At 58.1% G+C, this 23,621-nt stretch carries 23 protein-coding genes and 1 pseudogene; 13 read left to right on the top strand and 11 right to left on the bottom strand.

The window, feature by feature from the left end; genetic code table 11:
* Positions 1–28: 28 nt before the first annotated feature.
* A pseudogene (locus tag IPM54_22960) lies at positions 29–451 on the bottom strand (serine/threonine protein kinase).
* Between the two features lie 467 nt (positions 452–918).
* Between IPM54_22960 and IPM54_22955 the strand changes: the two are divergent.
* The gene (locus tag IPM54_22955) at positions 919–1,782 is read left to right on the top strand and encodes a DUF4375 domain-containing protein (GenBank protein MBK9262651.1); all 864 of its coding nucleotides are present in this window, start codon (positions 919–921) and stop codon (positions 1,780–1,782) included.
* Between the two features lie 135 nt (positions 1,783–1,917).
* Positions 1,918–3,465, top strand: a complete 1,548-nt coding sequence (locus IPM54_22950) for an ATP-binding protein (protein ID MBK9262650.1) — start codon at positions 1,918–1,920, stop codon at positions 3,463–3,465.
* Positions 3,466–3,519: 54 nt separating this feature from the next.
* Here IPM54_22950 and IPM54_22945 read toward each other — a convergent pair whose 3' ends face one another.
* Positions 3,520–4,203, bottom strand: coding sequence for a hypothetical protein (locus tag IPM54_22945; GenBank protein MBK9262649.1), 684 nt, complete (start codon positions 4,201–4,203; stop codon positions 3,520–3,522).
* Positions 4,204–4,875: 672 nt separating this feature from the next.
* Here IPM54_22945 and IPM54_22940 point away from each other — a divergent pair.
* From IPM54_22940 to IPM54_22910, 7 genes are all read left to right on the top strand, one after another.
* The gene (locus tag IPM54_22940) at positions 4,876–5,199 is read left to right on the top strand and encodes a hypothetical protein (protein ID MBK9262648.1); all 324 of its coding nucleotides are present in this window, start codon (positions 4,876–4,878) and stop codon (positions 5,197–5,199) included.
* Complete coding sequence (locus tag IPM54_22935; GenBank protein ID MBK9262647.1) at positions 5,199–5,882, top strand: hypothetical protein; 684 nt, start codon at positions 5,199–5,201, stop codon at positions 5,880–5,882. Before IPM54_22940 ends, IPM54_22935 begins: the two co-directional genes overlap by 1 nt.
* 639 nt (positions 5,883–6,521) lie before the next feature.
* On the top strand, positions 6,522–7,259 hold the full coding sequence (locus IPM54_22930; protein ID MBK9262646.1) for a DUF3944 domain-containing protein: 738 nt from the start codon (positions 6,522–6,524) through the stop codon (positions 7,257–7,259).
* A gap of 77 nt (positions 7,260–7,336) precedes the next feature.
* The gene (locus IPM54_22925) at positions 7,337–7,687 is read left to right on the top strand and encodes a hypothetical protein (protein ID MBK9262645.1); all 351 of its coding nucleotides are present in this window, start codon (positions 7,337–7,339) and stop codon (positions 7,685–7,687) included.
* Between the two features lie 871 nt (positions 7,688–8,558).
* Entirely contained in the window at positions 8,559–9,464 is a 906-nt protein-coding gene (locus IPM54_22920; protein MBK9262644.1) for a hypothetical protein, read from the top strand.
* Positions 9,392–10,045 (top strand): hypothetical protein, encoded by a 654-nt coding sequence (locus tag IPM54_22915; protein MBK9262643.1) that lies wholly within the window; start codon positions 9,392–9,394, stop codon positions 10,043–10,045. The genes IPM54_22920 and IPM54_22915 overlap by 73 nt, the downstream gene beginning before the upstream one ends.
* Positions 10,046–10,090: 45 nt before the next feature.
* Positions 10,091–10,885, top strand: a complete 795-nt coding sequence (locus tag IPM54_22910) for a hypothetical protein (protein ID MBK9262642.1) — start codon at positions 10,091–10,093, stop codon at positions 10,883–10,885.
* Between the two features lie 176 nt (positions 10,886–11,061).
* Here the strand turns inward: IPM54_22910 and IPM54_22905 are convergent, their stop codons facing one another.
* Positions 11,062–11,745 carry a hypothetical protein gene (locus tag IPM54_22905; GenBank protein ID MBK9262641.1) on the bottom strand — a complete coding sequence of 228 codons (684 nt, stop codon included), beginning with the start codon at positions 11,743–11,745 and terminating at the stop codon, positions 11,062–11,064.
* A 469-nt stretch (positions 11,746–12,214) separates the two neighbouring features.
* Here IPM54_22905 and IPM54_22900 point away from each other — a divergent pair, with 469 nt between their 5' ends.
* Complete coding sequence (locus IPM54_22900; protein ID MBK9262640.1) at positions 12,215–12,496, top strand: hypothetical protein; 282 nt, start codon at positions 12,215–12,217, stop codon at positions 12,494–12,496.
* A 203-nt stretch (positions 12,497–12,699) separates the two neighbouring features.
* Complete coding sequence (locus IPM54_22895; GenBank protein ID MBK9262639.1) at positions 12,700–12,996, top strand: polyhydroxyalkanoic acid system family protein; 297 nt, start codon at positions 12,700–12,702, stop codon at positions 12,994–12,996.
* 126 nt (positions 12,997–13,122) lie between these two features.
* Here the strand turns inward: IPM54_22895 and IPM54_22890 are convergent, their stop codons facing one another.
* Together IPM54_22890 and IPM54_22885 are read right to left on the bottom strand one after the other, a co-directional pair.
* Positions 13,123–14,019 carry a hypothetical protein gene (locus tag IPM54_22890; GenBank protein ID MBK9262638.1) on the bottom strand — a complete coding sequence of 299 codons (897 nt, stop codon included), beginning with the start codon at positions 14,017–14,019 and terminating at the stop codon, positions 13,123–13,125.
* A gap of 54 nt (positions 14,020–14,073) precedes the next feature.
* Positions 14,074–15,015, bottom strand: coding sequence for a hypothetical protein (locus IPM54_22885; protein MBK9262637.1), 942 nt, complete (start codon positions 15,013–15,015; stop codon positions 14,074–14,076).
* 221 nt (positions 15,016–15,236) lie between these two features.
* Between IPM54_22885 and IPM54_22880 the strand changes: the two genes are divergently transcribed.
* The gene (locus IPM54_22880; protein MBK9262636.1) at positions 15,237–16,967 is read left to right on the top strand and encodes a protein kinase; all 1,731 of its coding nucleotides are present in this window, start codon (positions 15,237–15,239) and stop codon (positions 16,965–16,967) included.
* A gap of 107 nt (positions 16,968–17,074) precedes the next feature.
* On the opposite strand, the gene IPM54_22875 is transcribed toward IPM54_22880, so the two are convergent.
* The 6 genes from IPM54_22875 to IPM54_22850 all read right to left on the bottom strand — a co-directional run bounded on the left by IPM54_22875 (position 17,075) and on the right by IPM54_22850 (position 22,688).
* Positions 17,075–17,515 carry an ASCH domain-containing protein gene (locus IPM54_22875; GenBank protein ID MBK9262635.1) on the bottom strand — a complete coding sequence of 147 codons (441 nt, stop codon included), beginning with the start codon at positions 17,513–17,515 and terminating at the stop codon, positions 17,075–17,077.
* A gap of 1 nt (position 17,516) precedes the next feature.
* Positions 17,517–18,206, bottom strand: a complete 690-nt coding sequence (locus tag IPM54_22870) for a hypothetical protein (GenBank protein MBK9262634.1) — start codon at positions 18,204–18,206, stop codon at positions 17,517–17,519.
* Positions 18,169–19,608, bottom strand: coding sequence for a GNAT family N-acetyltransferase (locus IPM54_22865; protein MBK9262633.1), 1,440 nt, complete (start codon positions 19,606–19,608; stop codon positions 18,169–18,171). Before IPM54_22865 ends, IPM54_22870 begins: the two co-directional genes overlap by 38 nt.
* Positions 19,609–20,118: 510 nt before the next feature.
* The gene (locus tag IPM54_22860; GenBank protein ID MBK9262632.1) at positions 20,119–20,676 is read right to left on the bottom strand and encodes a hypothetical protein; all 558 of its coding nucleotides are present in this window, start codon (positions 20,674–20,676) and stop codon (positions 20,119–20,121) included.
* A 13-nt stretch (positions 20,677–20,689) separates the two neighbouring features.
* The gene (locus IPM54_22855) at positions 20,690–21,037 is read right to left on the bottom strand and encodes a hypothetical protein (GenBank protein ID MBK9262631.1); all 348 of its coding nucleotides are present in this window, start codon (positions 21,035–21,037) and stop codon (positions 20,690–20,692) included.
* Between the two features lie 199 nt (positions 21,038–21,236).
* Positions 21,237–22,688 (bottom strand): AHH domain-containing protein, encoded by a 1,452-nt coding sequence (locus tag IPM54_22850; GenBank protein MBK9262630.1) that lies wholly within the window; start codon positions 22,686–22,688, stop codon positions 21,237–21,239.
* Between the two features lie 123 nt (positions 22,689–22,811).
* Here IPM54_22850 and IPM54_22845 point away from each other — a divergent pair, with 123 nt between their 5' ends.
* The gene (locus IPM54_22845) at positions 22,812–23,588 is read left to right on the top strand and encodes a hypothetical protein (GenBank protein MBK9262629.1); all 777 of its coding nucleotides are present in this window, start codon (positions 22,812–22,814) and stop codon (positions 23,586–23,588) included.
* Positions 23,589–23,621 lie beyond the last annotated feature (33 nt).

The following is a 23,621-nucleotide window of genomic DNA, read 5'->3' as shown; positions in this document are numbered from 1 at the left end:
CAGTTTGACGACAAAAAGGTTTTCCCGTGCTGCGCGCGACGAACAAGTTTCGCGGCTTCACATCGCGATGCACGATGCCCGCTTCATGCATCGCTTGCAGCCCGAGCGCCGTTTGTCTCGTGATCTCGATGGCTTCCGTAGTCGACACGCGCGACGCCTTCATGCGCTGCAAAAGATCCTCGCCCTCGAGCCACTCGAGCACCAAGTACGGGCGATCGTCATCGTCCACGCCGCCTCCCAAGCAGCGCACGACGTGTTCGCTGTCGATGCGCCCCGACAGGCTCGCTTCACAACGAAATCGTTCGCGGGAGAAGGGATCGGCCACGAGGTGCTCGTGAAGGCGTTTGATGGCGACAGGAATGCCTTGCACCTTGTCGAAAGCTCGAAAAACTTCGCCGGTGGCGCCGATGCCCACGCGTTCGCCGAGTACGAAACGATCCGCGAATGACATGCGCGCCGGAAGCTCTCCTTCGTTCAGACTTGCGCTTGGGCGTCAGTGCCAAGCCGCAGTGGTGCGTACGGCTTGCCCCGTACGATCGTGTTCGGCAAGCAGTTCGACCGTACGCGGCCGGCACTCGATGCAGGACGGAAACGTCGAGCCATGTTTGCAGGCGACCATGAGCGCGTCGTTCGAGGAAAACTCGTGCGCGTCGATATGGCGCCCACACGCGACGCAATGGATGTGGTGCGAGTGGACATGGCCCGTCTCCGGGCTTCGCGGGCGCGAGCGCTTTTCGTTCACGCTTGGTCAGTCGTTTTTCTCGTTTCATCGATCGCTCCGGCAAGGTCGTGTTGGGCGACGCTTCCGAGCGGTCATACGAGGTTTTTCACGTGTGAGCAAGGGAGTTTTGTCGCGCGAGGGCCGCAGTGCATCAAAAAAACTAGCGCTCCGTACCAAAACACGAGTATGGTTTGCCCATGAATACTCCGCCTCGCCAAACACTCACCAAAGACTCCATCGTCGTCCTGGCTTCGACGCTTGGCGAGGATGCCGACCCAAGCGAAATCGTCGCGTCGAACATCATGTTCGTGGACATGCTCTTCGAGGAACATTTGAAGCGCGAAGAGGTATCGCAGGATGCATTGCGCAGTTATCACGTCGATTATTTCCTGGTCGAATACGAGAACGGGGGCTTTTCGCAATTCGTCTACAACACGCGCTGGGACGAGGCCATCATTGGATACATTCGTGAAGGATTGAAGGCGATGGGCGCCAAGCGTTACCTGAAAGCATTTGAAAAAGGCGCCAAGCTCGTGGAAGCCGTCGGCAAGGAAAAGCTCGAAGCGTATTTGGACGGCGGCTATTTTCACGACGAGGACGAAGAGGAAGTCGAAGAGCCGGTCGATTGGGATGCCGTGAACGAGGCCATCGACAAGGCGGGTGATAACGAAGACATTGCGGAATTGCACGCGGCGTGGCTGCGCAAGCATCCGCAATTGTACGTGATGCAATCGGAAGACGACATGCGCGAGGAAGCTCGGCGAAGGGGTGCGGCATTGCCCGACCGAGCGAAGCGGATAGCCAAGGCATTGGCGGACGAGCCTCGGTACTTGCGGTTCATTCGCGCACTATGCAAAGAAGCGGGCCAGGAGCTCGAAGGGCTGACCACCATTGATCCGCGTCACGCATTCGAGGGGGAGCAGGTGCGTGCGTACCATTTCATCACGGATGAAGGGCACCATTACATGATCGAGCATGATGGGCGAGCGATCATGATTCGGGGCGAAACGAAGGAGGAGGTATGCAGCATCGACGCGCCGGAGGAGGTGGTGATGCATTGAGGGGCGGACACCGGCGAAAGGATTACGTCGACCTGCATGAACCTCGGCGGGCGATGCGAAGAATCGATGATGAAAGTTCCAGGACATCGACGAGCGAAGTGACAAACGCACGTCGATGCAGTAACGTGAACGCCCATGAGGCCATCGTTCAACATCGCCGGTCCGTGCATCCCGGGTGAGCACTACATGTTGCCGCCCGAGCGGCGTCTTGTAGATGTTCTCGAGCTCATCGAGGAACACAAGTATTTTACGCTGACGGCCGGACGGCAAACGGGCAAGACCACGAGCCTGATGTGGATCGAGGAGCACCTCAATGCAACGGGCGCATGGCGCGCGCTCTGGGTGGACACCCAGACGGCGCGCGAAGAGCCCGATCCTGCCCAAGCGTTCCGTACGCTATTGGGAAAACTCGACAAAGTTTGCGCTCGGACGCACCCCGACGTTCCTCGGCCGGACATTGATGCACTGCTGCGTGACCCGAAGAGTGCAGTGGGTGGGTATCTCGAGTTTCTTGCGGGTCAGGACGAACGCCCGTGGGTGATTCTTTTCGATGAAGCGGACGGATTGGTGGGCGAGGCGATGGTGTCGTTTTTGACCCAATTGCGCGATGGATACATCGACCGGAGCAGATCTCCGTTTCCGGCGAGCGTCGTGCTGGTGGGCCAGCGTCGGGTACGAGATTATGCATTGCAGGAGGAAGATCGGCGTCCGCTTACATGGCTCGGTACGACGTCGCCATTCAACATCACCGCAGCATCGACGACGATAACGTCGTTTACGGAGTCCGAGGTGGGTGAGCTGCTCGATCAGCATACTGCGAAGACGGGTCAGGTATTTCACCCCGAGGCCGTGGCAAAAATCTACGAATTGGGTCAAGGCCACCCGTGGCTGACGAACGCGATAGCGGACCAAATCGTGCGACGGGACGTGAGAGACAGAAGCATTGCGATTACGGCAGCGCACGTGGATGCGGCGAAAGAGACCATCATCCTCGAGCGGCGGAGTCACATTGATTCGCTCGTGTCGAAGTTGCGTGAGGAACGCGTGCGCAAGATCATTGATCCGATGCTCGTGGGGCATCAGACAGGTGCGGATGTGCTTGATGACGATTTCGCTTATGTAATGGGAACGGGTTTGATTCGGCGAATTGGTGGACAGATCGAGATTGCAAACCCGATCTACCGCGAAGTGATTCCTCGGACACTTACGTACATCCGACAGGGGCAAATCGTGCCACGGCGCAGTTACGTCCGCAAGAGCGGCTCGCTCGACGCGGCGAAGCTCATGGCGGATTGGCAGAAGTTTTGGCGTAAGGATGGGCATCTCGCGGCCGAGGGGTTCGGGTATCGCGAATCGGGACCGCATTTGATGCTGATGGCGTTCTTGCAACGTGTCGTCAATGGGGGCGGACGCATCGAGCGTGAATATGGGCTGGGCCGCGGGGCGCTCGATTTGCTGATATGCTGGAAAGAGGAACGTCATGCCATCGAAGTCAAGCTTCGACGTGACACGGAGACCGAAGCTGAAGGCCTGGAACAGCTCGCCGCGTACCTCGACCGTCTCGGGCTTGGAGAAGGCTGGCTGGTATTGTTCGACCTGCGCGAGACGCTTTCCTGGCAGGACAAGCTTTTCGTGCGGGAGGTCGAATACGAGGGGAAGCACATTCGAATCGTCGGGTGCTGAGCCTCGAGCAATGACGCGGAAGATCGCCGGCCGCTCGAAGGCTTCACCGGTGCATCATTCGCCCTCGCCTGACGATTCCTCCTCATCGCCTTCATCACGGGCGGCCTTGTCTTTCAGGAAAAACAAGTCTTGTGTTTTCTTGTCACGCGGGAATGCGGCTTGAATGCGAGCGGCGACTTCGGCGAACACGTCGAGGAATTCTTCTTTCGCAAGATCCCGTGCGGCGAGCGCTTGCGTCACCTGCTCGATACCGCTCTTGCGTGCTCCGAGCGCCGTCTCGTAACGCGAGCGCTCCGTGGCTACCTTGTTCTTGTCATCGATTGCCGCGGGATAAATGCTCGTGACGTTGTCATAGCGTCCTTCGAGCTGCCGCATTTCGTCGACTTGCGTGCTCCCCACGGGCTTGATGATCGGCGTCGATCCATTCGGAAAGAGCGTCGTGGCGATGCGCCCTCCTGCCTCGCCGTCTTCGATCTGGGCTCGCTTCAGGCACGCGCGCACCACCTGATCGGAAATGCGATCGCAAATCGCCACTTCGATACGCAGCACAATCAATGCCTTGCGTTTGGCGATCAATTCCAACTGCTTCGCGAGCAGCCCGTTGGTTGCCTTCGCGAGGATCGTTTCGAGTCCCACGAGTGCTGGGACATCGCTGAACTTGGACAACATCCCCTGCGTATGTAGGCTTTTTTCTTCGCATCGCTCGATGGGCGTGCGCATCGTCGGGAGAGCCGCCATGGAAATCGCCTCCTGGGTTCTGGTATCGGCGATACAGCAGAGCCGAAAGATGTACGCTCGTCAAGCATGCCGACGTGCCGTGTCGGCGTTTTTTTCGTGGGGCGCGTCCGGCAACGTATCCGAGGGCCAAGCATCGCCATGGACAACGGTGCCGCAACGTTTCCGGTGTCGATGTTGCAGCGTGGGGAGCGTCGAGAAACGTTGCTTGTCCTCGCGCATCGTCGTGGTCGCGAGGCACGTGACGTGTCTGGGCAGCGCGCACGGCGCCGACGACGTGCAAGCAGCGTGTCGTGGCGGTCTGCAGCGGCGTGGGCAATGGCAAGCAACGTGGCGGCACGTGGCGCAGCGCGTGTGCGAGGTGCCGAGAAAAGAGGCTGGCACTTTCCCGGCGTGCTGCTGAGCTTGCGCTCGCGTTGGCCGGCGCCGAGGCATCGGTGTGTCCGTAGGTCGAGGAATTTCGACGACGGCCTGCGCGTTCAGCCAGCAGCGAAAACGCGTCGTCTTCAGGCTGTGGGAAGGGATACGCTGCGTCGGGATTGGGCGAGCCTGGGCAGACGATGCAACACCGAAATTCCACATTTTTCGCCATAGGCGCTTGCAAGTTCGAACACGAGCCTGGTAGCTTAGCGAGCGGCGTTATCGAAAATCATGCCGTTCGTAGGGAGGAACGTTATGCGAAGGAAGCTTCTGGGAATTTGCGGATTTCTACTCTTCGGCACGTTCGGCATGCTTTCGGGTATTGCGCAGGTGCGCCATGACGAACCAAGTGCATCGAGTCAAGGTGGGGCGTTGCAAGCGGATGTCGTGCGACTACAAGACATGAGTCCGGAGGAAAAAGAGCGTCGGCGCCAAGAATGCGATACAATGGAAGCATACTGCCGCGATTGGTGCGGTCGCTCGAAGCAGGGACAAAAATGCTATGACGATTGCTGGCGGAAATACGTGGAATGTCTCAAGAAAATTCCGCATAATCCCCCCAAGAAACCCGACTACTGATGGCAATTCTCGCGACCAGGACGCTCAACTACGTCGATGATCATGGCGTCATGAAAGACGTGACCATGACGCTTCTCAAGCGCATTGAGCAGGACGGTACTTGGAAACTTGGCTTGCGCTTTGGCGCACCAATCACATGGGAAATGTTCATTCGTGGGGATGACGTTCTCGAAACGATCACGTCCATTCTCGCAGCATGGTGGGTTCGTCTTTTCGTGGGGGGCATGCCGATAGCGAACAACATCCGTTGGATCGATGGTCAGGGAAAGGAAAGCTTCAATTGCGGTTTGCCCGCATTGCGCAAAAGACCCGATACTTGGACCGCTGAGGCGATACCTCCGACTGAGAAAAACCCTGGCAATCTTGAAATACTTTCGGAGTCGACGGCGCCATTTCCCGATCGAACTGGTGTCGAGCAAGAGCGCCCGGTATTCGTGTTCATGCCTCAGCAAATGACGGACGGGCGATGGAGATGCGGCTTCGCTTTCGACGCAAAAGACACCGCGCCCATTCGTTATGGGGTCGGGGATGACTGGATCCAGGCATTTCTCGATGCCGCGGCAATGATACGCGTCGTTTATGAGTCCATGTTGCCACAAGGTTGGAAGCCACGCGACGGGATCGGGCTAGAGATGTTGCCGTATAAAATGGGTCGGGGCTACTTCATCGACGAACGTGAGTAGCAACGCGCGCTTGCGCCGTGACGTCGTGCTGCTAGGACGATGCACGCTTGCCCTTCGTTTGCTGCGTTCGTCGCGTCGTTCGTTGAGCCGAACCGGTTCGGGTTGATACCACGCGCACGTGTCGAGCGTGCACGACGCTACTCGATCGCCCTTGGTTCGTCACGTCCTGTGCATCGCTCGACGAGCCGACCTTACTCGACACGATGCTAGGGGCGCACGTCTCGCGCGTGCACGACGATGCACGATCGCCTTCATTTGTCGCGGCCGTCGCACGATTCGTAGAACCGAACTTGATCGCACTGCGCGCGTGACGCAAACGGATCCGTCGAGTATGTTCGGCAACCGCGCCGAGCTTTGAGCGCGCCCCATGGGCTGCGCCGTGCACCGCAAGGGATGCTCGCATGCGAGTAGCGGAGCGCCACGCGTTGCGAGTAGGGCGCGGGCGTTCGTCGGTGTGTCGATCGCGTCGAGTGTGTCGTGGCACAGCGGACCATGCAGCACACCGGAGGGGGTTGCTTGGCCTAAGCAGGGGAGACTGGCCGCGCAGCTGGTAGAACGCGAAAACGCGACCATGGCGAGCGTCAAGCTCCATAGCCATCAGCGTTGACAGCGCCAGAATGCCGTGTGACAAACGGAGTGATGGCAACCTACCGAAACGATCCCGACCTTGAGTTCCTGCGTAACTGCACTGACGTAGAGCTACACCCGCTGGTCGTATACCTGACGAAATCTAAAGATGGCAGTCCGCGCCGCAACGAGACCTTGACCAAGTCGCAAGAGTATCAGCGATACGCCCCTTGCCATAGTATGTATTGGCAGCTTATCGCAGCCGAGTTGCAGACATTTGGCGCCAATTCCGTGACAACACTTTTTCGCGGAGGCGAGGGGGTGTTGTATCGTGAGATTCTCTGCGAAGTTTGTGATAAAATGAGCGCCAACTATCATTCCAAAGCGCCAATTGAAGCAATTGAATCCGACTTACTCATGAAGGTATTAACAGACTCGGTTGCGAGTATGGACGAAGCCGATCGGCGCAATCTTGTCGACTCCCTCGGTATGACGACAGATAGCTATAGCGGTCCCGCCGTTGTTGCAGCATTGCAGTTTGGCCTTCGAGCTGGGGGATTTGCGACTTATCAGGTTGCTGTCGTTGTTGCGAACGCCGTTGCCAAGACTGTGCTTGGGCAGGGATTGTCGTTTGTGACGAATGCGTCCCTCACGCGGGGCCTCAGCTTGGCGATCGGCCCTATTGGTTGGGCATTGAATGCCCTTTGGGTTGGCGGTTCTCTTGCAGGTCCAGCCTATAGGGTAACGGTTCCAAGCGTCGTTCACGTTGCCCTATTGCGAGCAACGAGAAACATGGATTCGCTTAGCTGATCCTGAATTGGACTCAATCCAATTGCGGGCTGCCCAAACGTGCTTTGTACCCGTGAAGATGAGACAAGAATCTTCACGTGCCAATCCAGGAGTTCGAGTCTGTGTTTAAGTTCATCACAAATATTTTCCAGAAGTACCAAGCAAAAAAAGAGGAAGAACGACTCGCACGACTGCAACAGCTCGTCAGCCGATTTGGAGCCTGTAATGCACAGCGGATTGTGAACGGCGAAATCTGGTTGGGAGCAACGGCAGAAATGTTGGTGGAATCGCTCGGAGCACCCGATGACATCGCCGAGCAGCAAACAGCAAGAAAGATCAAATACACATACAAGTACCATAGGATTGGTAAGAATCGCTATCGGCTGCGTGTCAAATTAGAGGATAATGTTGTAGTCGGCTGGGAAGACAAGGGGGAGCGCTATGATTGATGCATTTACGATTCTATCGGGGCGATTTCGATTGAATCAGATACCAACCCCTCCACGTGCCTAGGAAAAATAGCCTCGAAATTCCGGCATTGACGCGTCTACAGCGCATGCGTCATCCGCGGGGATTTTTGCCCTCGCACGCGTCTAGATACTAGGCTTCTTCGCGGGGCGCTCTTCCGTGTTCGTTCACGCTGATTTTTCTTGACCCGCGAACACACGTATACCTCGACGCCAGCCAATACGAGCGCTAGCTCACGCAAGATGCGCCCCCCTTCACGCCCGACGCATCTTCGAAAACTGAAGCGAGAGCTGCCCCAGCGGCGCTCTTGTGACTCGGCGCCCGATACGCGACCGTCAACCGCTCAACTCAAACTCCCAAATGATGCGCCCGCAAGCACTTCGGCACTCCCGTCTTGAACTGCCTTGCCGTCACGCGTATCCTGCCCCCACATCCACACGCGCACGTGTGCCCCTTCGCATCTTCGACTGCCGCCCATGCTTTCGCCTGTCCACGGCGTGCGCCTGATCCCTTCGCAAACACGACGGGCACTTTTGGGTCCAAGATAAGGGGATCTGAGCAGTGGCCTACATAGGACAATTCCCGTCCGACGTGCGTAAACGTTTGCTTGACCGGCATTTTCGTAAGGTGCATACCTGCCCGTGGTCGGGTTGTCCGACAAATACATTGCTAGCGGGGGCTTGCCTCGAGAACGCTTGAAGGGACGAACGCGCATGACGTCATTGAGTCGCGCCAATGTTTTGCATTCTTTATCGTTGTTTGGCGGGCATGGACTCCCCTCGGCCTCTTTTCGGGGTGTGCTCAACCAAGCAGACGACCTCTGACCCACGTGCTTTTGCGGAGAGCTTTTCCATGTTGAGGCTGCCACGTACGATGGGCCAAACGCTCGTGCCGGTGGTGGGGTTCGTGGCGCTTGCCAACATGGGATGTGCCACAACCATTGCGGCCAAGTATCCGCATCTCGATCGCCGTTCGGTTTGTCTGTTGGTGCCGGACATCGAGCAGGATGCCACCGAATGGATTTACGACGAAAACAACAACCCCATCTCGAATTATCACCCGGAGATCGTCGATCGGGTGGCGGCCACGGCACGCACGGTATTCGAGTATGATCCCAACGCGGATCCGAGCAGTCCCCGGTATTTGCCAGCGCCGTACGATCAGCTTCAGTGTCCGGCGCGCGTGTCGTGGTTGCCGTCGCAAGAACCGCAACAGTCGCCGCTTCCCAAGGCTTCGTTGGAGTTGTCGGTGTACAAACCCGCTTCGGGCGGCATGCGTGTTCCCCAGCCCGTCGCAAAGCAACTCGCGAGCTGCCCGAGTGACAGCGCCGCGCGCCTGGGAGCCGTCAGCTACACGATGAACTTCAACGTGTATGTCACGGACGACGGCCAAGCGGTTTCGGCTTACGTGAAGCAGTCGACACTCGGCGATCGCGCGACCGAGGCGTGCATGGTCGAGGCGCTCCGAACGACATTATGGCCCGTGGCGGACGTGGCGACCCCCGTGACCGCAGCGCTGGGAGCGCGGACGTTTTTCGCTCAACCCGCGCCCGCAGAGCGGCTCCCCAATTGGCTGGAGGAGTCGGGCATCCGTCGGATCCTGCCGCCCCAAGGCGCGCAGCCCCCTGGCGAGCCCGGAGGGTTCCGCAACCCGTACTACGTCACTATCCCGCTCGGCCCCCTATCGTGGGCGTCGGAATCGGTGTCACAATATTCCTCCTGCCGCGTAAAACGGCGCCGGCTTGGGCGGATGAGCTGAACCCGATCACGCGGCGGCCGTATACGAGCCCCGAGGAATACGAAGAAGTCCGCAGGTTATCGCCGCAGGAGATCCTGCAACGGCAGCAGGGGCAAATCACGAACACGAAGCCGGTTGCACCGCCTGCACCGAGCCCGCAGCCCCAGCCGCAGGCGCCGCCGGATCCAAAGTGCGACAAGATTGCCGCTAGGATCAATGATATCATCAACGCAGAACGGAAGGAGACGCCGAAGGGGGGCTTCCCTCAGGGCCGCAAGGGTATCGCGGAGCGCTGGCGCGAAATTGCCGAGAACAAGGGGAAGTGGGGCAGGAAGCCCGACGGTGAACTGATCGACAAAGTGAAGAATCACTTCGCCGAATATGGAAAAGGTCAGAAGGAGCTCATTGACGAGCTGATAAATTGGACCGACCGAAAGTGCGAAGAGAAAGGCCATACTTTGCCGCGCAATGCCCGACAATATGCGGCACAGAAACCAGAGCTCGGCCCGGGCAAACCCCTGGAGCCCGCACCCACTCCGACCTGGTCAATGGCCGTACCCCCTGCCGTCAACATCCCAAAGGATGGAAAGCGTGCCAAGTGAGAGGCTGGCTGCATCTCGATTTGTTCGATGCTATGGAGGCAGTCCATGATCGATTTCCCTTTGAGTCTACGTGATGAGAATGAGCGCTGGACCTGGCTCAAAGGCAGTCTATGGTTGAGCCTCGACCAGTTCGAGCGCTTCTGGCCGGACGTCGGACTCACCCTCGAAAACGGCGAAGCAGTCAAATCTGCGGTGCGTGATGCGCTGCGTGTCCAATACGCCATTAACGCCGCGAACCGCGCAAGATGGGCCGCCGACCCCAACTCGCCCGACGAACTTGATGAAACGGCTCCCGTCGAAGAACTCGCCAAGACCTGTTTTCGCACGCTCACCGAGACGGCGGGGACGGAAGACACCGAGCGCGTTGCAGCCTGGCTGACAGGGCCCGTGCTCGCAGCGAACAAAGAGGCACCGTGGCACTGTACCTGGAGCATCCTGCTCTTCCGCATGGGGGAGGAAGATCCGAGGACGCTCATGTCTCATGGCATCTCTGGAGACACTGCGCGAAAGCTCATCGAGATCGCCGCGCGTTTCCGGAGCGAAGTCGATACGATCGAAGATCGGATCGAGGCGGCCGAGCAAGAGCCCTTGTCGGACTGGGATGCGATCGCCTACGCTGACTACCAGTGGGACAGTGCCGGGGTGTACCCGCTCTCTGGGCTAAGGTCGCTTTTCAAGTACCTCGCGTTCGATCGAGCCTGGGCCGAGGTGCTGCGTTGCACGCGTCCGGCCGACATCAATTCGCTGATCCAATGGGGTCGCGCAAATCTTGGACCGAACAGCGACCTTTACGAACACGCCACTATCCCCGACGACGTCCGCAGCGCATGGCGTCGCTAGCAGCCCGCGTAGGATCTGCCTCACCTGGTCGACTATACGCAATACAACGCTCGGATGAGCCCGCGTCATGTGACGATTTTACGTGTCCGCACCTGGCGGCCACCATGGCGCCGGATGGCGGCCGCCAGACGATTGCCTCACATCGCCGCCGGCCACTCGAAGGCTTCACCGGTGCATCATTCGCCCTCGCCTGACGATTCCTCCTCATCGCCTTCATCGCGGGCGGCCTTGTCTTTCAGGAAAAACAAGTCCTGCGTTTTCTTGTCACGCGGGAATGCGGCTTGAATGCGAGCGGCGACTTCGGCGAACACGTCGAGGAATTCTTCTTTCGCGAGATCGCGTGCAGCCCGCGCTTGCGTGACCTGCTCGATACCGTTTTTGCGTGCTCCGAGCGCCGTCTCGTAACGCGACCGCTCCGTGGCGACCTTGTTCTTGTCATCGATTGCCGCGGAATAAATGCTCGTGACGTTGTCGTAGCGTCCTTCGAGCTGCCGCATTTCGTCGACTTGCGTGCTCCCCACGGGCTTGATGATCGGCGTCGATCCATTCGGAAAGAGCGTCGTGGCAATTCGCCCTCCTGCCTCCCCGTCTTCGATCTGGGCGCGCTTCAGGCACGCGCGCACCACCTGATCGGAAATGCGATCGCAAATCGCCACTTCGATACGCAGCACAATCAATGCCTTGCGTTTGGCGATCAATTCCAACTGCTTCGCGAGCAGCCCGTTGGTTGCCTTCGCAAGGATCGTTTCGAGTCCCACGAGTGCTGGGACATCGCTGAACTTGGACAACATCCCCTGCGTATGTAGGCTTTTTTCTTCGCATCGCTCGATGGGCGTGCGCATCGTCGGGAGAGCCGCCATGGAAATCGCCTCCTGGGGTTCTGGTATCGGCGATACAGCAGAGCCGAAAGATGTACGCTCGTCAAGCATGCCGACGTGCCGTGTCGGCGTTTTTTTCGTGGGGCGCGTCCGGCAACGTATCCGAGGGCCAAGCATCGCCATGGACAACGGTGCCGCAACGTTTCCGGTGTCGATGTTGCAGCGTGGGGAGCGTCGAGAAACGTTGCTTGTCCTCGCGCATCGTCGTGGTCGCGAGGCACGTGACGTGTCTGGGCAGCGCGCATAGCACCGACGACGTGCAAGCAGCGTGTCGCGGCGGTCCGCAGCGGCGTGGGCAATGGCAAGCAACGTGGCGGCACGTGGCGCAGCGCGTGTGCGAGGTGCCGAGAAAAGAGGCTGGCACTTTCCCGGCGTGCCAACGAGCGTGTCAAACGGTTGTAGTACGACGCAGTGCGTGCTCTACTGGCAGGTGTAACGACAAAGACGATCCATGACGCAACGACGAACTGCATTTCTGGCGTTTGGTCTCATCTTCGCGCTGCGCCCAGGCTGCGGACCATTCAAGCCCAAAAAGGAATCTGAAGGGCCACCACACAAGGTATCCGAAAAGTGTTTGAGGGACATAGATCCGTGCGATGTGGGGTGCCACCAGCGGCAGCAGGGATTGATTTGCAGCTCGTGCTGCTCCGAGCAGCTCATCCTTTGCGACGAAGGCAAACCTTACGACGTCAAGAAATGCGAGACAATCGAACGCGAGGTGCGTGGGCAGTGATATGGTCTTGAGCGCTGTGCCGATTTTTCGAGGCACATGCCGTAAGCTCCGAATTCATGGATCCTGATCGCCGTGGTTCAGTGCCCCGGCGCCGCAACCTCGCACTTCCCGGATCGAATTCACTTCCCATCGCAGAACGTCTACATTACCATCGACCCTCCGGGTTCATGGGGAACCATAAACATGCTCAGGAGAACACGAACATGGCCGTATCGTTTTCAGTCACGGAACCACACGAATTGGGCAGGATGGAAGCCAAACGCCGCGTCGACAAAGGAATCGATGCCCTGACCGACAAGATGGGCTTGCGAGATACATGGACCGACAACGTCGCGACGATCACCGGGTCCGGCCAATCGGCGGGCATCACGGGAACGGCGACGGTGCGTAACCATGGCGTCGACGTGACCCTCAACGTTCCTGACGACAAAGTTCAATATGCCAGCATTTACGAAGCGAATCTGAAGAACTGGCTCAAAGACATTCTCACCAAAGCCTGACCCTCGAATCTGCCCCGATCCTGCACACGCAAGCAGACCCGCAGCGTGCGTGGAGGTCCCGCTCTCCTCACCGCTTTTTCTCGCCCCTCGCTCGGCTCGCGCCCAGGCCCGCACAGCGCTATGCGATCACGATTCTTTTTTGATTTTCATTCGGTAAAAAAACTTCACCATCGTGAGCAGCTTGTGGCGCTTGTCGAAATCCGTCAATGGCGCAGGCTTGCCGACCGTACGTTCGTATTTGCCCGCGAGTTGTTCCATCCAATTGTCCATGTCGCGAATCATTTTCGGAAAACGGGCCATATGTCGTATCTTGCTCTTCGTGAGATACCACTTCGCCGTGCGACGCGACCACGGCCCCGAGGCCCTGCGCGAATATAGACCGCCGGCCATGGTCAAGTCGCCCGATTCGACGAGAGATTCCACCAAGAGCCCGTAAAGCGTATCGTAGTGCTCTCGTTCGGAGTCATGGATCTCCGTTATTTTGGCCTTGGTTTCCAGGCGCAGCTCGCTCAGGTAACTCGTTTTCAAGAACGTATGGATCAGCTCGACGAACGTGACAGGCTCGGTCACGAGCGGCAGAGAGATCCGCGCATTGGCCAAAAACGCATTTCCCAGAGCTTCCTGAATGGCCATGCGCGCATGTTCGTCGCGTGCATGGACGATTCCAACCCTCTTGCTCATCCTGCCGATGACGTAAAGGTCGGGCGCCGTCGAGCTCGACATGTTTTGAAATTCTCGCAATGTGAGCAGATGGTATTTGGCGTCGATTCGCCTCCCTGCATGCTCGATGATCTGGTAACGAAGGTTCGGCGGCAACCAGGGGAGCACAATGCTGTCGATAGCCCCTTTGGCCACCGTTCGATAATCGTCGACGACGACGAAAAAATCACGAAAACTCGATGCTTTCTTCATGCTTGCGGACAAGCACGACCCATACAGAAGCACCGCCACGAGATTCTCGCCGAATGCCCGACGAAACGTCGCAATGAACGCATCGAGCTCCGCATCCCGCGCGCACGACATCGATGCTTTCGCAATCCATTCTCGAATGAGGCGTTTATTCCAAGAGGCATTGTTTCAAATTCCAGTCAATGTCAAGACGCGGAGCGAAGGGCCGCGCGTGATCCGGACTCGATAAGGCTGACTTCGCGCGTACAGCTCGCCATCGAGGACGTAGCCGGCGGTCGTCTCGATGCAAACCTCCTCGAACAGCCCATTCACGTTGCGCGGCATGTCTTTTCTCCCCAGCGCCAGATCAAAGAAATGGGCAAAAGCTTCATCCGCATCTTGATGATTGATCATTCCATAGAAGCGATTCGTCGACGATATGTCACCCGAAAACGGGGCATACCAGAGCGTCAATTTCTGGAGTGTCGCCAACGTGAGCACGTGAATGGGGTCGTCGATATGCATTCGGCCATCGATGTCGATCGTCATCCGCGGGCTCTTGAAGTAATCCTTGCCTCCGTCACGATCGAACCATCGAGCCCACAATGGATAAGCGGCCTGTTTGAAGATCTCCAAAGGTCCCGGATTCTTGGATTCCCGATACCTGCGAATCGACTCGTACACGAGCCCTCCGGCGAAAATGAAACCATGGCGAATCGTGTGATCAAAACCGTCTTCGACCTCGAGCATGGGGACGTCGTGGATTCGAATGCCGTCCGTGCGCCCCTGGGAGACACGTGCGAGGTACGTGCGCAGCAAATCCCCCGGCTTCGACCGTATGCCCATGTTTTTCGCAAGTGCATTGGCGGTTCCACCTTTCAGAATCAACGCGGCAGGTCGTTGCTCGGCGCCCCATATTTTATTGGCCGCCGTCACGGTTTGCTGGATGGTGCCGTCTCCGCCCAACATGGCCAGCACGCGGACGCCTTTTCGCTGAAGTCTTTCGAGCGCCCGGGGAATGGACGCGACGTTCGGCGGCACTTCGAGCAGGGAATCGTTGAAATGGCGTCCCCAAAATGACGACCTCTGCGCCAATGCCACACGCGCTCCCTTGGCGTTCGGGTTGATCATCAGGCCGACTTCGTCAACACCGTACATCGAAGCCATCATTCAACACGAATGCATCATCCTCACGAAAACGTCCAGGGCAAAAGACACGCCTGTCATTTGGTCGCTCGAAATCGCCGACGTCAACGCGAAGAGCAAAAACTTCGCAAGTCGAATCGGGCACTCATGCGCACGCAGACGCTTTGCATACAGTCGGCGCAAACGATGTGATATCGTCGCGGACCGTGAACACGCAGTTGCCCGGCGCGGGCGCAATCTTGGGCGGCGATTTTCGCATCGAACGGCAGCTCGGTGCAGGCGGCATGGGTGCCGTTTACGTCGCCGAACAGCTCAGCACAGGACGTCGTCGAGCGTTGAAGCTGATGCATCCATCGCTCGTGAGCGACGCGAAGCTGCGAGAACGGTTCGAGCAAGAAGCCCGTGTGGGAGCGAAAATTCCCAGCGATCATGTCGTGCAAGTGATCGCTGCAGGCGTCGACGAAGGAGCGGGTACGCCCTTCATCGCCATGGAGCTGCTCGATGGCGAAGACCTTGCCGCCACCGTAGCTCGACAAGGTGCTCTGCCTGCGAGCGACGTGTCTGCCATTCTGGAACCCGTGTGTCATGCGCTTGGCGCCGCGCATGGTGCGGGTATCGTGCATCGAGATCTCAAGCCTGAAAACATCTTCTTGTTACACACGCACGGCGTGCAGCGATCGTTTGACGTCAAACTGCTCGACTTCGGCATCGCCAAACTCACGGCCGAAGCACGCACGATGGCGACGAGCGCGGTGGGCACGCCCTTGTGGATGGCCCCCGAGCAAACCGATCCTCGCGCGAAAATCGCGCCCACGGCGGACGTGTGGCCCCTGGGGCTTTTGGTCTTCACGATGCTCACGGGTCGCTCGTATTGGCGTGTCGCGAATGATCCCGGCGTGAGCATTCCGGCGCTGATGCGTGAGATCCTCTTCGAGCCGCTCGTGCCGGCATCGGTGCGTGCGGTGGAGCTGGGTATCGAGACGCCGCTTCCCGCGGAGCTGGACGTGTGGTTCAGGCGGTGTCTCGAGCGCGATCCGACGCAGCGTTTTCCCTCGGCGAAAGAGGCCTGGGAGGCGCTCGTTCCGGTGCTCGGGTCCGAATCGAAGCCGCCTGCGGAGCTTGCGGCGATCGCGGCTGCTCGTGGTGGTTCGAGTGATCGCGCGCGGCTCGAAATGGCCGCGACGGCGCCTGTGATGGGAAGTGTGGAAATGGCGGCGACGGTGCCTGCGCCAAGCTTATTGGGAGCGCCTGGCGGTGATGAAAAGCAGGTAGCCATTGCGTCGACGGGGAATTCGACGGGGTTGTCCGTGGGGCAAACGGTACCCGCGGTGGCGCCGCCGGGTCGATCGAAGTTGCGGACGTTCGGGGGTATGGCCGTTGCGGCGATGATCGCGGTTGGTTCGTGGCAATTCGCGACGTTTCGAGCCGAGCGCAAGTTGACCGCGGTGCAAGAAAAAGCGTCCACGCAATCGTTGCCGATGGAATCGGCCGCGGCTGATCAGCCATTGCCGGCGGCATCTGTTTTGGCGCCTGATGTCATGCCGTCGGCGGGAGCTTCCGCTATGCCAGACGCACCATTGCCAAAGGAAGTGCCATCCGCAGCGGCGACGGCTGCGACGCGTCCCAAGCCGGCGGTAGTACCTGCCAAACCGGTTTCTGTGCCGGTGCCATTCGATGCGGTGGTTGCACAACGTTCTGTCGACAATCTAGCGGGCGGAGTGAAGCACATTTGCGGTCGATTGCCGGGACCTCGAGCTTTTTCGATTACCGTCGTATTCGACCCAAGTGGTCGTCCTTCGGGGACGCGTGCGAGCGGGTCGCAAGTGGCAATGCCTACGGTGAATTGTGCGAAGGGCGTACTGATGGGTGCGCGCGTGCCGCCGTATGACGCATCGTTTGGCAATGGAACGGCCGCGGCTGGCATTTCGCTGGATTGAGGTGTGGAAGATGTGAAGGAACCGCAACGTACTCAGAATTCGCACTGGTTTAGCGGTAGCATCCGAATAGTAGATATTGCGACTGACTCCGTTAATCGCTCTTCTTGTCACCCCGGCTCCAACCCAACCACCCGCCACCCATTCCCCTCGAACTCCGCTCGGACGAACCGATAGCTCTGAGGCGGCTGAAACCATGGCCAGCGTGCCCGAAGCTCGCACAATGGAATCGGCACCTTGAAACGCTTTGTTTGTCCAAGTTGCAACCCAATCGCATTAGATGCCCCCTCGAAATACGCATCATATTCAGGACGCGAAATCCCCGCATGCGCTTTGACCTGATTCCATAATTTCATCGGAGTGTCACACAAAATATTTTCAACGATCGCTCGCCCAACGAGCGACATCTCCGGCGAACTACTGTAAATCAATACGGATTGTCCTGGCATCACGTGCGGACGAATACGCCGCAGCTCGATAGTCTTCGTTCCGTCGAGAATCTTGTTCGCGAACACAGGTTTGATCGAAAGGAAAAGAGACGATGACGTCATTTCAAGCTCCGTACATGCCCAAGCGATACAGTTCGAGAAAGCACTCCTCAGGTATTTCGACTGGCGAAATGATCTGGTTTTTCTTGCCGACGTGTTTCAACAACGTTTCTTGAAGGCGGTCCCATGCAACCGGATTGCGAGAAAGCTCCGTCTTGCTGAATTGAAATGCCATGATCTCGTTCGACAACTCGTAATCCGCCGTCTTGAAAACTTCATTCCACGAATAGATGCCAAGCCGACGAAAACGACGAAACACTTCTTTCGGTACGTCAACAATGACTTCATCGATGTACGAATTCGCGCGTAGAGCCATCGCTCCCGGAGCATCCGTGGAGACGTACCAGAGGACTCGTGCTGGCGCGCTCAGAACATGGGGTTTGGCCTTGCGATAATATGCATTCTCTGGACGCAAGGTCAGAAGCGAGTTTTTGAATAGATTTCCCTGCGGCATATCGTCAAAAAGTTGTTCGGCCCATTGTGGCTGGATTGGAACGATGAAACACCTCAATCCAGTGCCAATCAACTTCAATGGCCACAAAGCCCGTTCGATTCGCAGGTGTGATTGCACCTCTGGCCCTTCGCGCAACACCCGGAGCGTTATCGTGACGTCTTGCGCCGTCGTATGGCACTCGGGATATGCGGCACCAAGTCGCTCAATTTCTCGTACCGCGTCGGTGGCACGTGTAACCATGGGCAATGCAAGCTTGACCCAATGGGCGCCCTGCTGGAAAAAAACCTGCTTCAGACAGTGCTTCGCTCACCCGCGCACCACCTACGAGGTCTTTCGCAATGATGACCCTCCGCCCCTCGCCCGAAACCTTCACCGCGATCTGATGGGCAAAATGTCGAGCCGCCGTGCGTCCAAGGTCCGACGCGGTCACTGCGAACAAACGCAACCTCGCAATGTCTTCATTGACTCGCTCGATGGCATACGCCGCAATGAGGTCCCCTTCGCGTGCCCGAATGCATGCGAATTCAATGCGTTCGGGGTAAGCCAATAGATCGCGCAGTTTTGCTTCAGTTTGTTTTCGTGGCTCTGGTGCTGGGTGGCCTTCATGAATCAAATCCGCAATGCGCGCAGAGACATCCTCCCCCCAGACCTTGGACTCGATGAGATCCAACCCCATGAGACGCCGAGGACGATACTCGGCATTGCGCCTTAATTGGTCGAATTTCAGGATGATTTCATGAGGCGACACGATTTCGAGGTCAAATTGATCGGCCACTCTTTCTGCAATATCCAGGATTTCGCCATCGCGCGTCACAAAAAAAGTCACATTCGCCGCAATAGTTTTCGCAATCTGCCGCAAATCCGATATGTCGTTTTCTGTGTTCCAATCAGGAAACATCACTTGTAGTCGAGCGAAGACTTCAGTCATTCGCTGCTCCGGAGCGCGGACTTTTTTGATGCCATCCGCTCGGGCTCGTTGGCGCTTGCGATCAGCCTCGGCGCTCCGACGCTTGATTTCGTGATAAATCTCGTCCGTCAGGCACAGTTCGATATGGTCTTCAAGCCAGTCCTCTTGCTCGAGCGCGCGAGATTCATCTCGTCCGTTACCGTCTGGATCGAGATCGAAAAAGATGTTTGCATCGATTACAACGGCAACGGCATCGGTGGCCGTACTGGCTGATATCGCGGCGAGCAAGGGTAATTGCTGCAATTCATAACGCCATTTCGTGAGCGGCTTGCGCTCTTTACCACGTCCCGGCTTTTCCCCGACGGGAATGAAATCCAAGCGTGGCCAAACGTCATTCGCTTCAAAATCCTGACGACACCAAAGGCTGATTTCGTAGCAGTCCGCAACGCGTTCTTTCATTCCCTCGAAAAGTTGACGAGCAATCCCGCGACGACGCGCGTCAGGCGCGACACACAATTGAGCAATTGCAGCGATGCGCTTTCGCGACACCCGATAAAGGACATACCCAAGCAGACGTCCACCTGAGTCCACCGCTGCTATAATGGCCCCCGCCTTGGCGTACTCGTCAAACCCACCATCGGGAAGGAATCCGAGCGTCGCCCTATGCACGCCCCACATCTCTTGCACGCGCGTCAACAGCTCGGAGTTCGGAGCAGCCACGACCAGGTTCGGCATTCGTTGGTCCCGTATACACCATGACGGATGTTCAGGTCAAGTCCCGACCTTTCCAAGTGCCACGTTCATGCGGCGAGATGACACACCACGCCCGGCGCGTCTGGGAGGCGGCGCAGCGCGTGTGCCGGGTGCTGAGAAACGTGGTTGGCACCTTCGCCCGCATGCAGCTAGGAAGACCATCATTCGATACTCCACATGGGCAGTGCTCGCAACCACGGTAAGTGTCGGTGTGATGTCGTGTCGCAAGTCCGTTGTCGCCATGATGAAAACGGTCAACTAGCCGTGATGCGCAGCCAGCCGACGATTACGTCGACTCGTCCGACGACCACACCTTCGTGAAGTCCAAACCTTTCAGCTTGGCCGCCTTCACCCGCGCGACGAAACGATCGCTGAAGTAGATCTGGCCCAGCCTCCGTCGCAGCGTGAAGATGTCCATTCTTATTTCGTACTTTCGTGATCATCGGTTTGGTTCTTGCGGCAGCCGCAGGCTCGACAGAACAAGTCACGAAACTACTCGTTCACCCAGCCGCGGATGCGTCCTGAGCGCCCCGTCGGATCCAGAACGAGCGCCAATTCGTGCAATTCCGTCAGCGTATCGATGATGTTGCCTTCTTCATCGATCTGCGCCAAGACCCAATCCGTTCCCTTTGCAAATGCGGGCGCGTAATCTTCGACGTTATTCGCGCCGAAGTCGAGCAGCATCACGATATCCCACAAATACTCCATTTGAAAATTACGCACGACATCGATGAGCTCTTCGTCGGTCGCACCTTTGGCGCGGAGGCTCTTCAATGCCAAGCCGCCACCAATGAATGGATCGCTTGGATTCTTTTCTGCGAGTGCAATCTCTCTGTCGATCCACTCCGAATCGCCTTCCTTCACGATGGTGCGCCACAGCAACTTCAGAAAGATGAACTTCGAGAGATTTGGAATGCCCTCGATGACCTGAGTCCTCGCCCAGCCTTCTGGATGTTCTACGCCGAGCTGCCGAAACTTTTCGGTCATCTCGTCCAGCTCGGCTTTTTTCCACTTGCGCTTTGCTTTTTCGTATGCCCCGTCTTTGCCCATGGGGGCACACTTATCACACAGGTTCGTCCGACGACCACACCTTCGTGAAGTCCAAACCTTTCAGCTTGGCTGCCTTCACCCGCGCGACGAAACGATCGCTGAAGTAGATCTGGCCCAGCCTCCGTCGCAGCGTGAAGATGTCCACGCCTTCGACCGCTGAGGGGATGAAGACGGGTTTCTTGATGCGGCTGATGCGATCGGTTCCCTCGACGTAGTTGACCTTCGACCGAGGTTCGTCGAGTGCATCGATGGCGCGCACGTTGAGCACGTACAGCTCGACGCCACCTTCGTCCTGCAGGGGCAACAGCTCTCCGTGCTCTTCGAGCATGTCGCGCAGCGCATCCACCGCAGAGCGACGCAAGATGAGTGCGCTTCCGAGAAACGGCAAGTCAGCCGGGCGAAACGCCTCGCGTTTGGTAGGACGAACTCGCTTGACCTCGATCGGCTTCCATCTGCCTTGCGGGGTGTCCCGTCAAGCTGCAGAAATGCCTGGTAGTCTTCGTAGGTCTCGCAGGTGATGATCTCGTAGCCCTTGGCATTTAGGTGGCCGAAGACATCCATCACAGGAACGTTCCTTTGGTGAGTTGATCCGCGATTTCACGCAGCTTGGCGATGACTTCTTTCTTCGTGGTCAAGCCCTCCAGCTCTTTGGTCACCGCCTCGAAGTACGCGTTCGTATGTAGCGTCGAGTGGACCGTGGCGCCGGTTGGGTTTGGCGTCTTCTTGGTTGCAGGAAGAAAAACCCCGTTGACTGCCTCGTCAAGGTCAATCTTGAACTTGGCCAGGATCTTCTGTGCGGCGATTGCTCTCTTGTCACCATGGGCGACGATGTGATGCGTGGCCCAACCAGGTGGACGCAAGATCTTGGCGCGTTTCATGTTGGCTGCGAGTCGCCAGGCCGACCACAACGTCGCCGTGTGCGTCGCCTTCGCAACCCGGACGAACCCTCCCAAACCGCCCGCTGCACCCGGGATGAACACCGGGATGTGCCGCAATCGCATGAGCGCCGCGCGCAGCGCGTTCGCACCGCCAAGCGGGCCCAGCACCAGCTCCATTAAGGCGACTTCCGCGACGATCGCCGTCGCTTCGATCAAAATGAGCGTCGCTTCGACCTCCGCCGCGCCCCGCCGCGCCCCCGCCGCATACCCATCCGCTGCGTAAAACGCCTCGTGCCGCGTCTCGTATTGCGGCGGCTCGGGGATCGCATCGAGCATCGCCGCGAGCCGCTGCAAGATTGCCTCGACAGACCCCGGATCCTTCTTGAAAAGCCTCACGATCCACGGGTCGCTCTTGTTGATGAACGCCTGCGCATCCGCTTCCGCCTGCGTCAACAAAAGCGATACGCGGTAGCCATAAAAAAATCCCTCCAGCCACGCCGCTTCGCTCTCCTTGTCGAGCATCCGCTGCGGCGCGTTCTTCGGCGACAGCGGCTCCGTATTGCAAAAATACGTGCTCCGAATGGTCGGCTCCGTTTGACCAAACCAATTTCCCGATATCGGCGGCGCGGTCGATTCCGTTTGCTCGAGGCTGCATGTCCCACCATTCGGCAAGTCGAAGGCGCTCGGCCATGCGAGCTTGCATATCGAATCCGAACACGCGCGACGCAGCGCGGGACGTAGCTCGACCGTGTGCATCCTGTCGCAAGGAAGCGCCGAAAGCCGAATGGGTAAGACCTTCACGCTCTGCGCAGGCGCAAAAGGATCGTAATAATACACGACGCCCGACGACAAAATGGCTCGATTGTATTCGTACGGATGCAGATTCGATACCGCTGGCAACTCGGGCTTCGGATACGCCCACGAAGTTGCATTCTGCTCGATATCCGGATCGAGCGTGCATACGCCAAACCGCCATCTCGCTTGCACGGTCAGCTCGTCGGTCGGTATCGCCCCGGCACACGCGACGCTCGAGAGCGCCATGACAACGACCATCAGCCACGGAACGAATGCGGAAGCGAAGCGCTGGGTCCCGTGCAGAAAAAGCGGCCACAACATGCCGATGAAGCGCACCATGACGACCCTCCGGCGCGTATCATCCGCGAAGTGACGTTCTGACGTCGAGGGAAAACGCGACGCACAAATCCCACGTTCAAAATCCTTGCCCTTTGTCTCGCTTCTGCCGTACCGTCTCCCACCATGACACCCGACCTCCCCGATCCGTCCCTTTATTCCCGCGCGCCCGTCATCACGGTCGAAGCGGGTATCGCGCTTTGCCGCACGCTCGCGGCGGCAAAACCCAAGTCACCACCCAATGCGGTCAAAAAGGCCGCCACGAAACTCGTCATCGTCGCCGATGCCGCACAAAATGCCCTTGCCGTGCGCCAAAAGGAAGTAGCAAGTATTTCCGACGAAAATGCGCGTGAGGTCGATCAATCCGGCGATGGCTCCTGGGGCGCTTTGCGTATGCGCGTCGAAGCATGCTCCATGCTTCCACCCTCCAATCCCGACGCCAAACGCGCCAACGAATTGCTCGCCATCCTCTTTGGCCCCGAAGGCCTGTCATTTCTAAAGCTCACCTACGCCGAGCAATGGGCAACGGCCGATACCATTCTCAAACGAATCGACGAAGACGGCCTGCAAAAAGACATCGACCATATCGCAGGTCCCGCATATCTCGCCCACGTGCGTCAACAACATACCGCGTATGGCGCCATGGTCCAATCCCTCATGCGCCGCGACGACGCGACCAACGTGAACCTCAATGACCACGTGCGCACCATGGGCCGCGCCATCGTCGATTACGCAACAAAAGTCCTCGCCATGCTCGACGAGGAGGAACCTGAATCGATCACCACCGTGCGCGATGCCCTCCGCCCACTCGATGCCTACCGCGAAGCGAATGCACGGCGAAATAGCAAAGCCGCTACGCCAGCAGAGCCCTCGCAACCGCCCGCCGAAGGTGGAACGAGCTAACAAAACCCCTTTCAAGCGCTTCCCCAAGGTCGC

Source organism: Polyangiaceae bacterium (assembly GCA_016715885.1).
In the GTDB taxonomy this organism is placed as follows: domain Bacteria; phylum Myxococcota_A; class Polyangia; order Polyangiales; family Polyangiaceae; genus Polyangium.
The sequence above is the reverse complement of the archived record's forward strand: the minus strand, read 5'-3'. Positions and strand labels throughout refer to the sequence as shown.

Excerpts from the sequence above, each read along its gene's own strand:
- IPM54_22885 (MBK9262637.1), bottom strand. The coding sequence starts at position 15,015 with ATGATCAACCCGAACGCCAAGGGAGCGCGTGTGGCATTGGCGCAGAGG.
- IPM54_22850 (MBK9262630.1), bottom strand. The coding sequence starts at position 22,688 with ATGGTGCGCTTCATCGGCATGTTGTGGCCGCTTTTTCTGCACGGGACC.
- IPM54_22955 (MBK9262651.1), top strand. The coding sequence starts at position 919 with ATGAATACTCCGCCTCGCCAAACACTCACCAAAGACTCCATCGTCGTC.
- IPM54_22940 (MBK9262648.1), top strand. The coding sequence starts at position 4,876 with ATGCGAAGGAAGCTTCTGGGAATTTGCGGATTTCTACTCTTCGGCACG.
- IPM54_22865 (MBK9262633.1), bottom strand. The coding sequence starts at position 19,608 with ATGCCGAACCTGGTCGTGGCTGCTCCGAACTCCGAGCTGTTGACGCGC.
- IPM54_22905 (MBK9262641.1), bottom strand. The coding sequence starts at position 11,745 with ATGGCGGCTCTCCCGACGATGCGCACGCCCATCGAGCGATGCGAAGAA.
- IPM54_22860 (MBK9262632.1), bottom strand. The coding sequence starts at position 20,676 with ATGGGCAAAGACGGGGCATACGAAAAAGCAAAGCGCAAGTGGAAAAAA.
- IPM54_22890 (MBK9262638.1), bottom strand. The coding sequence starts at position 14,019 with ATGTCGTGCGCGCGGGATGCGGAGCTCGATGCGTTCATTGCGACGTTT.
- IPM54_22845 (MBK9262629.1), top strand. The coding sequence starts at position 22,812 with ATGACACCCGACCTCCCCGATCCGTCCCTTTATTCCCGCGCGCCCGTC.
- IPM54_22900 (MBK9262640.1), top strand. The coding sequence starts at position 12,215 with ATGACGCAACGACGAACTGCATTTCTGGCGTTTGGTCTCATCTTCGCG.
- IPM54_22950 (MBK9262650.1), top strand. The coding sequence starts at position 1,918 with ATGAGGCCATCGTTCAACATCGCCGGTCCGTGCATCCCGGGTGAGCAC.
- IPM54_22935 (MBK9262647.1), top strand. The coding sequence starts at position 5,199 with ATGGCAATTCTCGCGACCAGGACGCTCAACTACGTCGATGATCATGGC.
- IPM54_22920 (MBK9262644.1), top strand. The coding sequence starts at position 8,559 with ATGTTGAGGCTGCCACGTACGATGGGCCAAACGCTCGTGCCGGTGGTG.
- IPM54_22930 (MBK9262646.1), top strand. The coding sequence starts at position 6,522 with ATGGCAACCTACCGAAACGATCCCGACCTTGAGTTCCTGCGTAACTGC.
- IPM54_22895 (MBK9262639.1), top strand. The coding sequence starts at position 12,700 with ATGGCCGTATCGTTTTCAGTCACGGAACCACACGAATTGGGCAGGATG.
- IPM54_22870 (MBK9262634.1), bottom strand. The coding sequence starts at position 18,206 with ATGGTTACACGTGCCACCGACGCGGTACGAGAAATTGAGCGACTTGGT.
- IPM54_22910 (MBK9262642.1), top strand. The coding sequence starts at position 10,091 with ATGATCGATTTCCCTTTGAGTCTACGTGATGAGAATGAGCGCTGGACC.
- IPM54_22945 (MBK9262649.1), bottom strand. The coding sequence starts at position 4,203 with ATGGCGGCTCTCCCGACGATGCGCACGCCCATCGAGCGATGCGAAGAA.
- IPM54_22875 (MBK9262635.1), bottom strand. The coding sequence starts at position 17,515 with ATGACGTCATCGTCTCTTTTCCTTTCGATCAAACCTGTGTTCGCGAAC.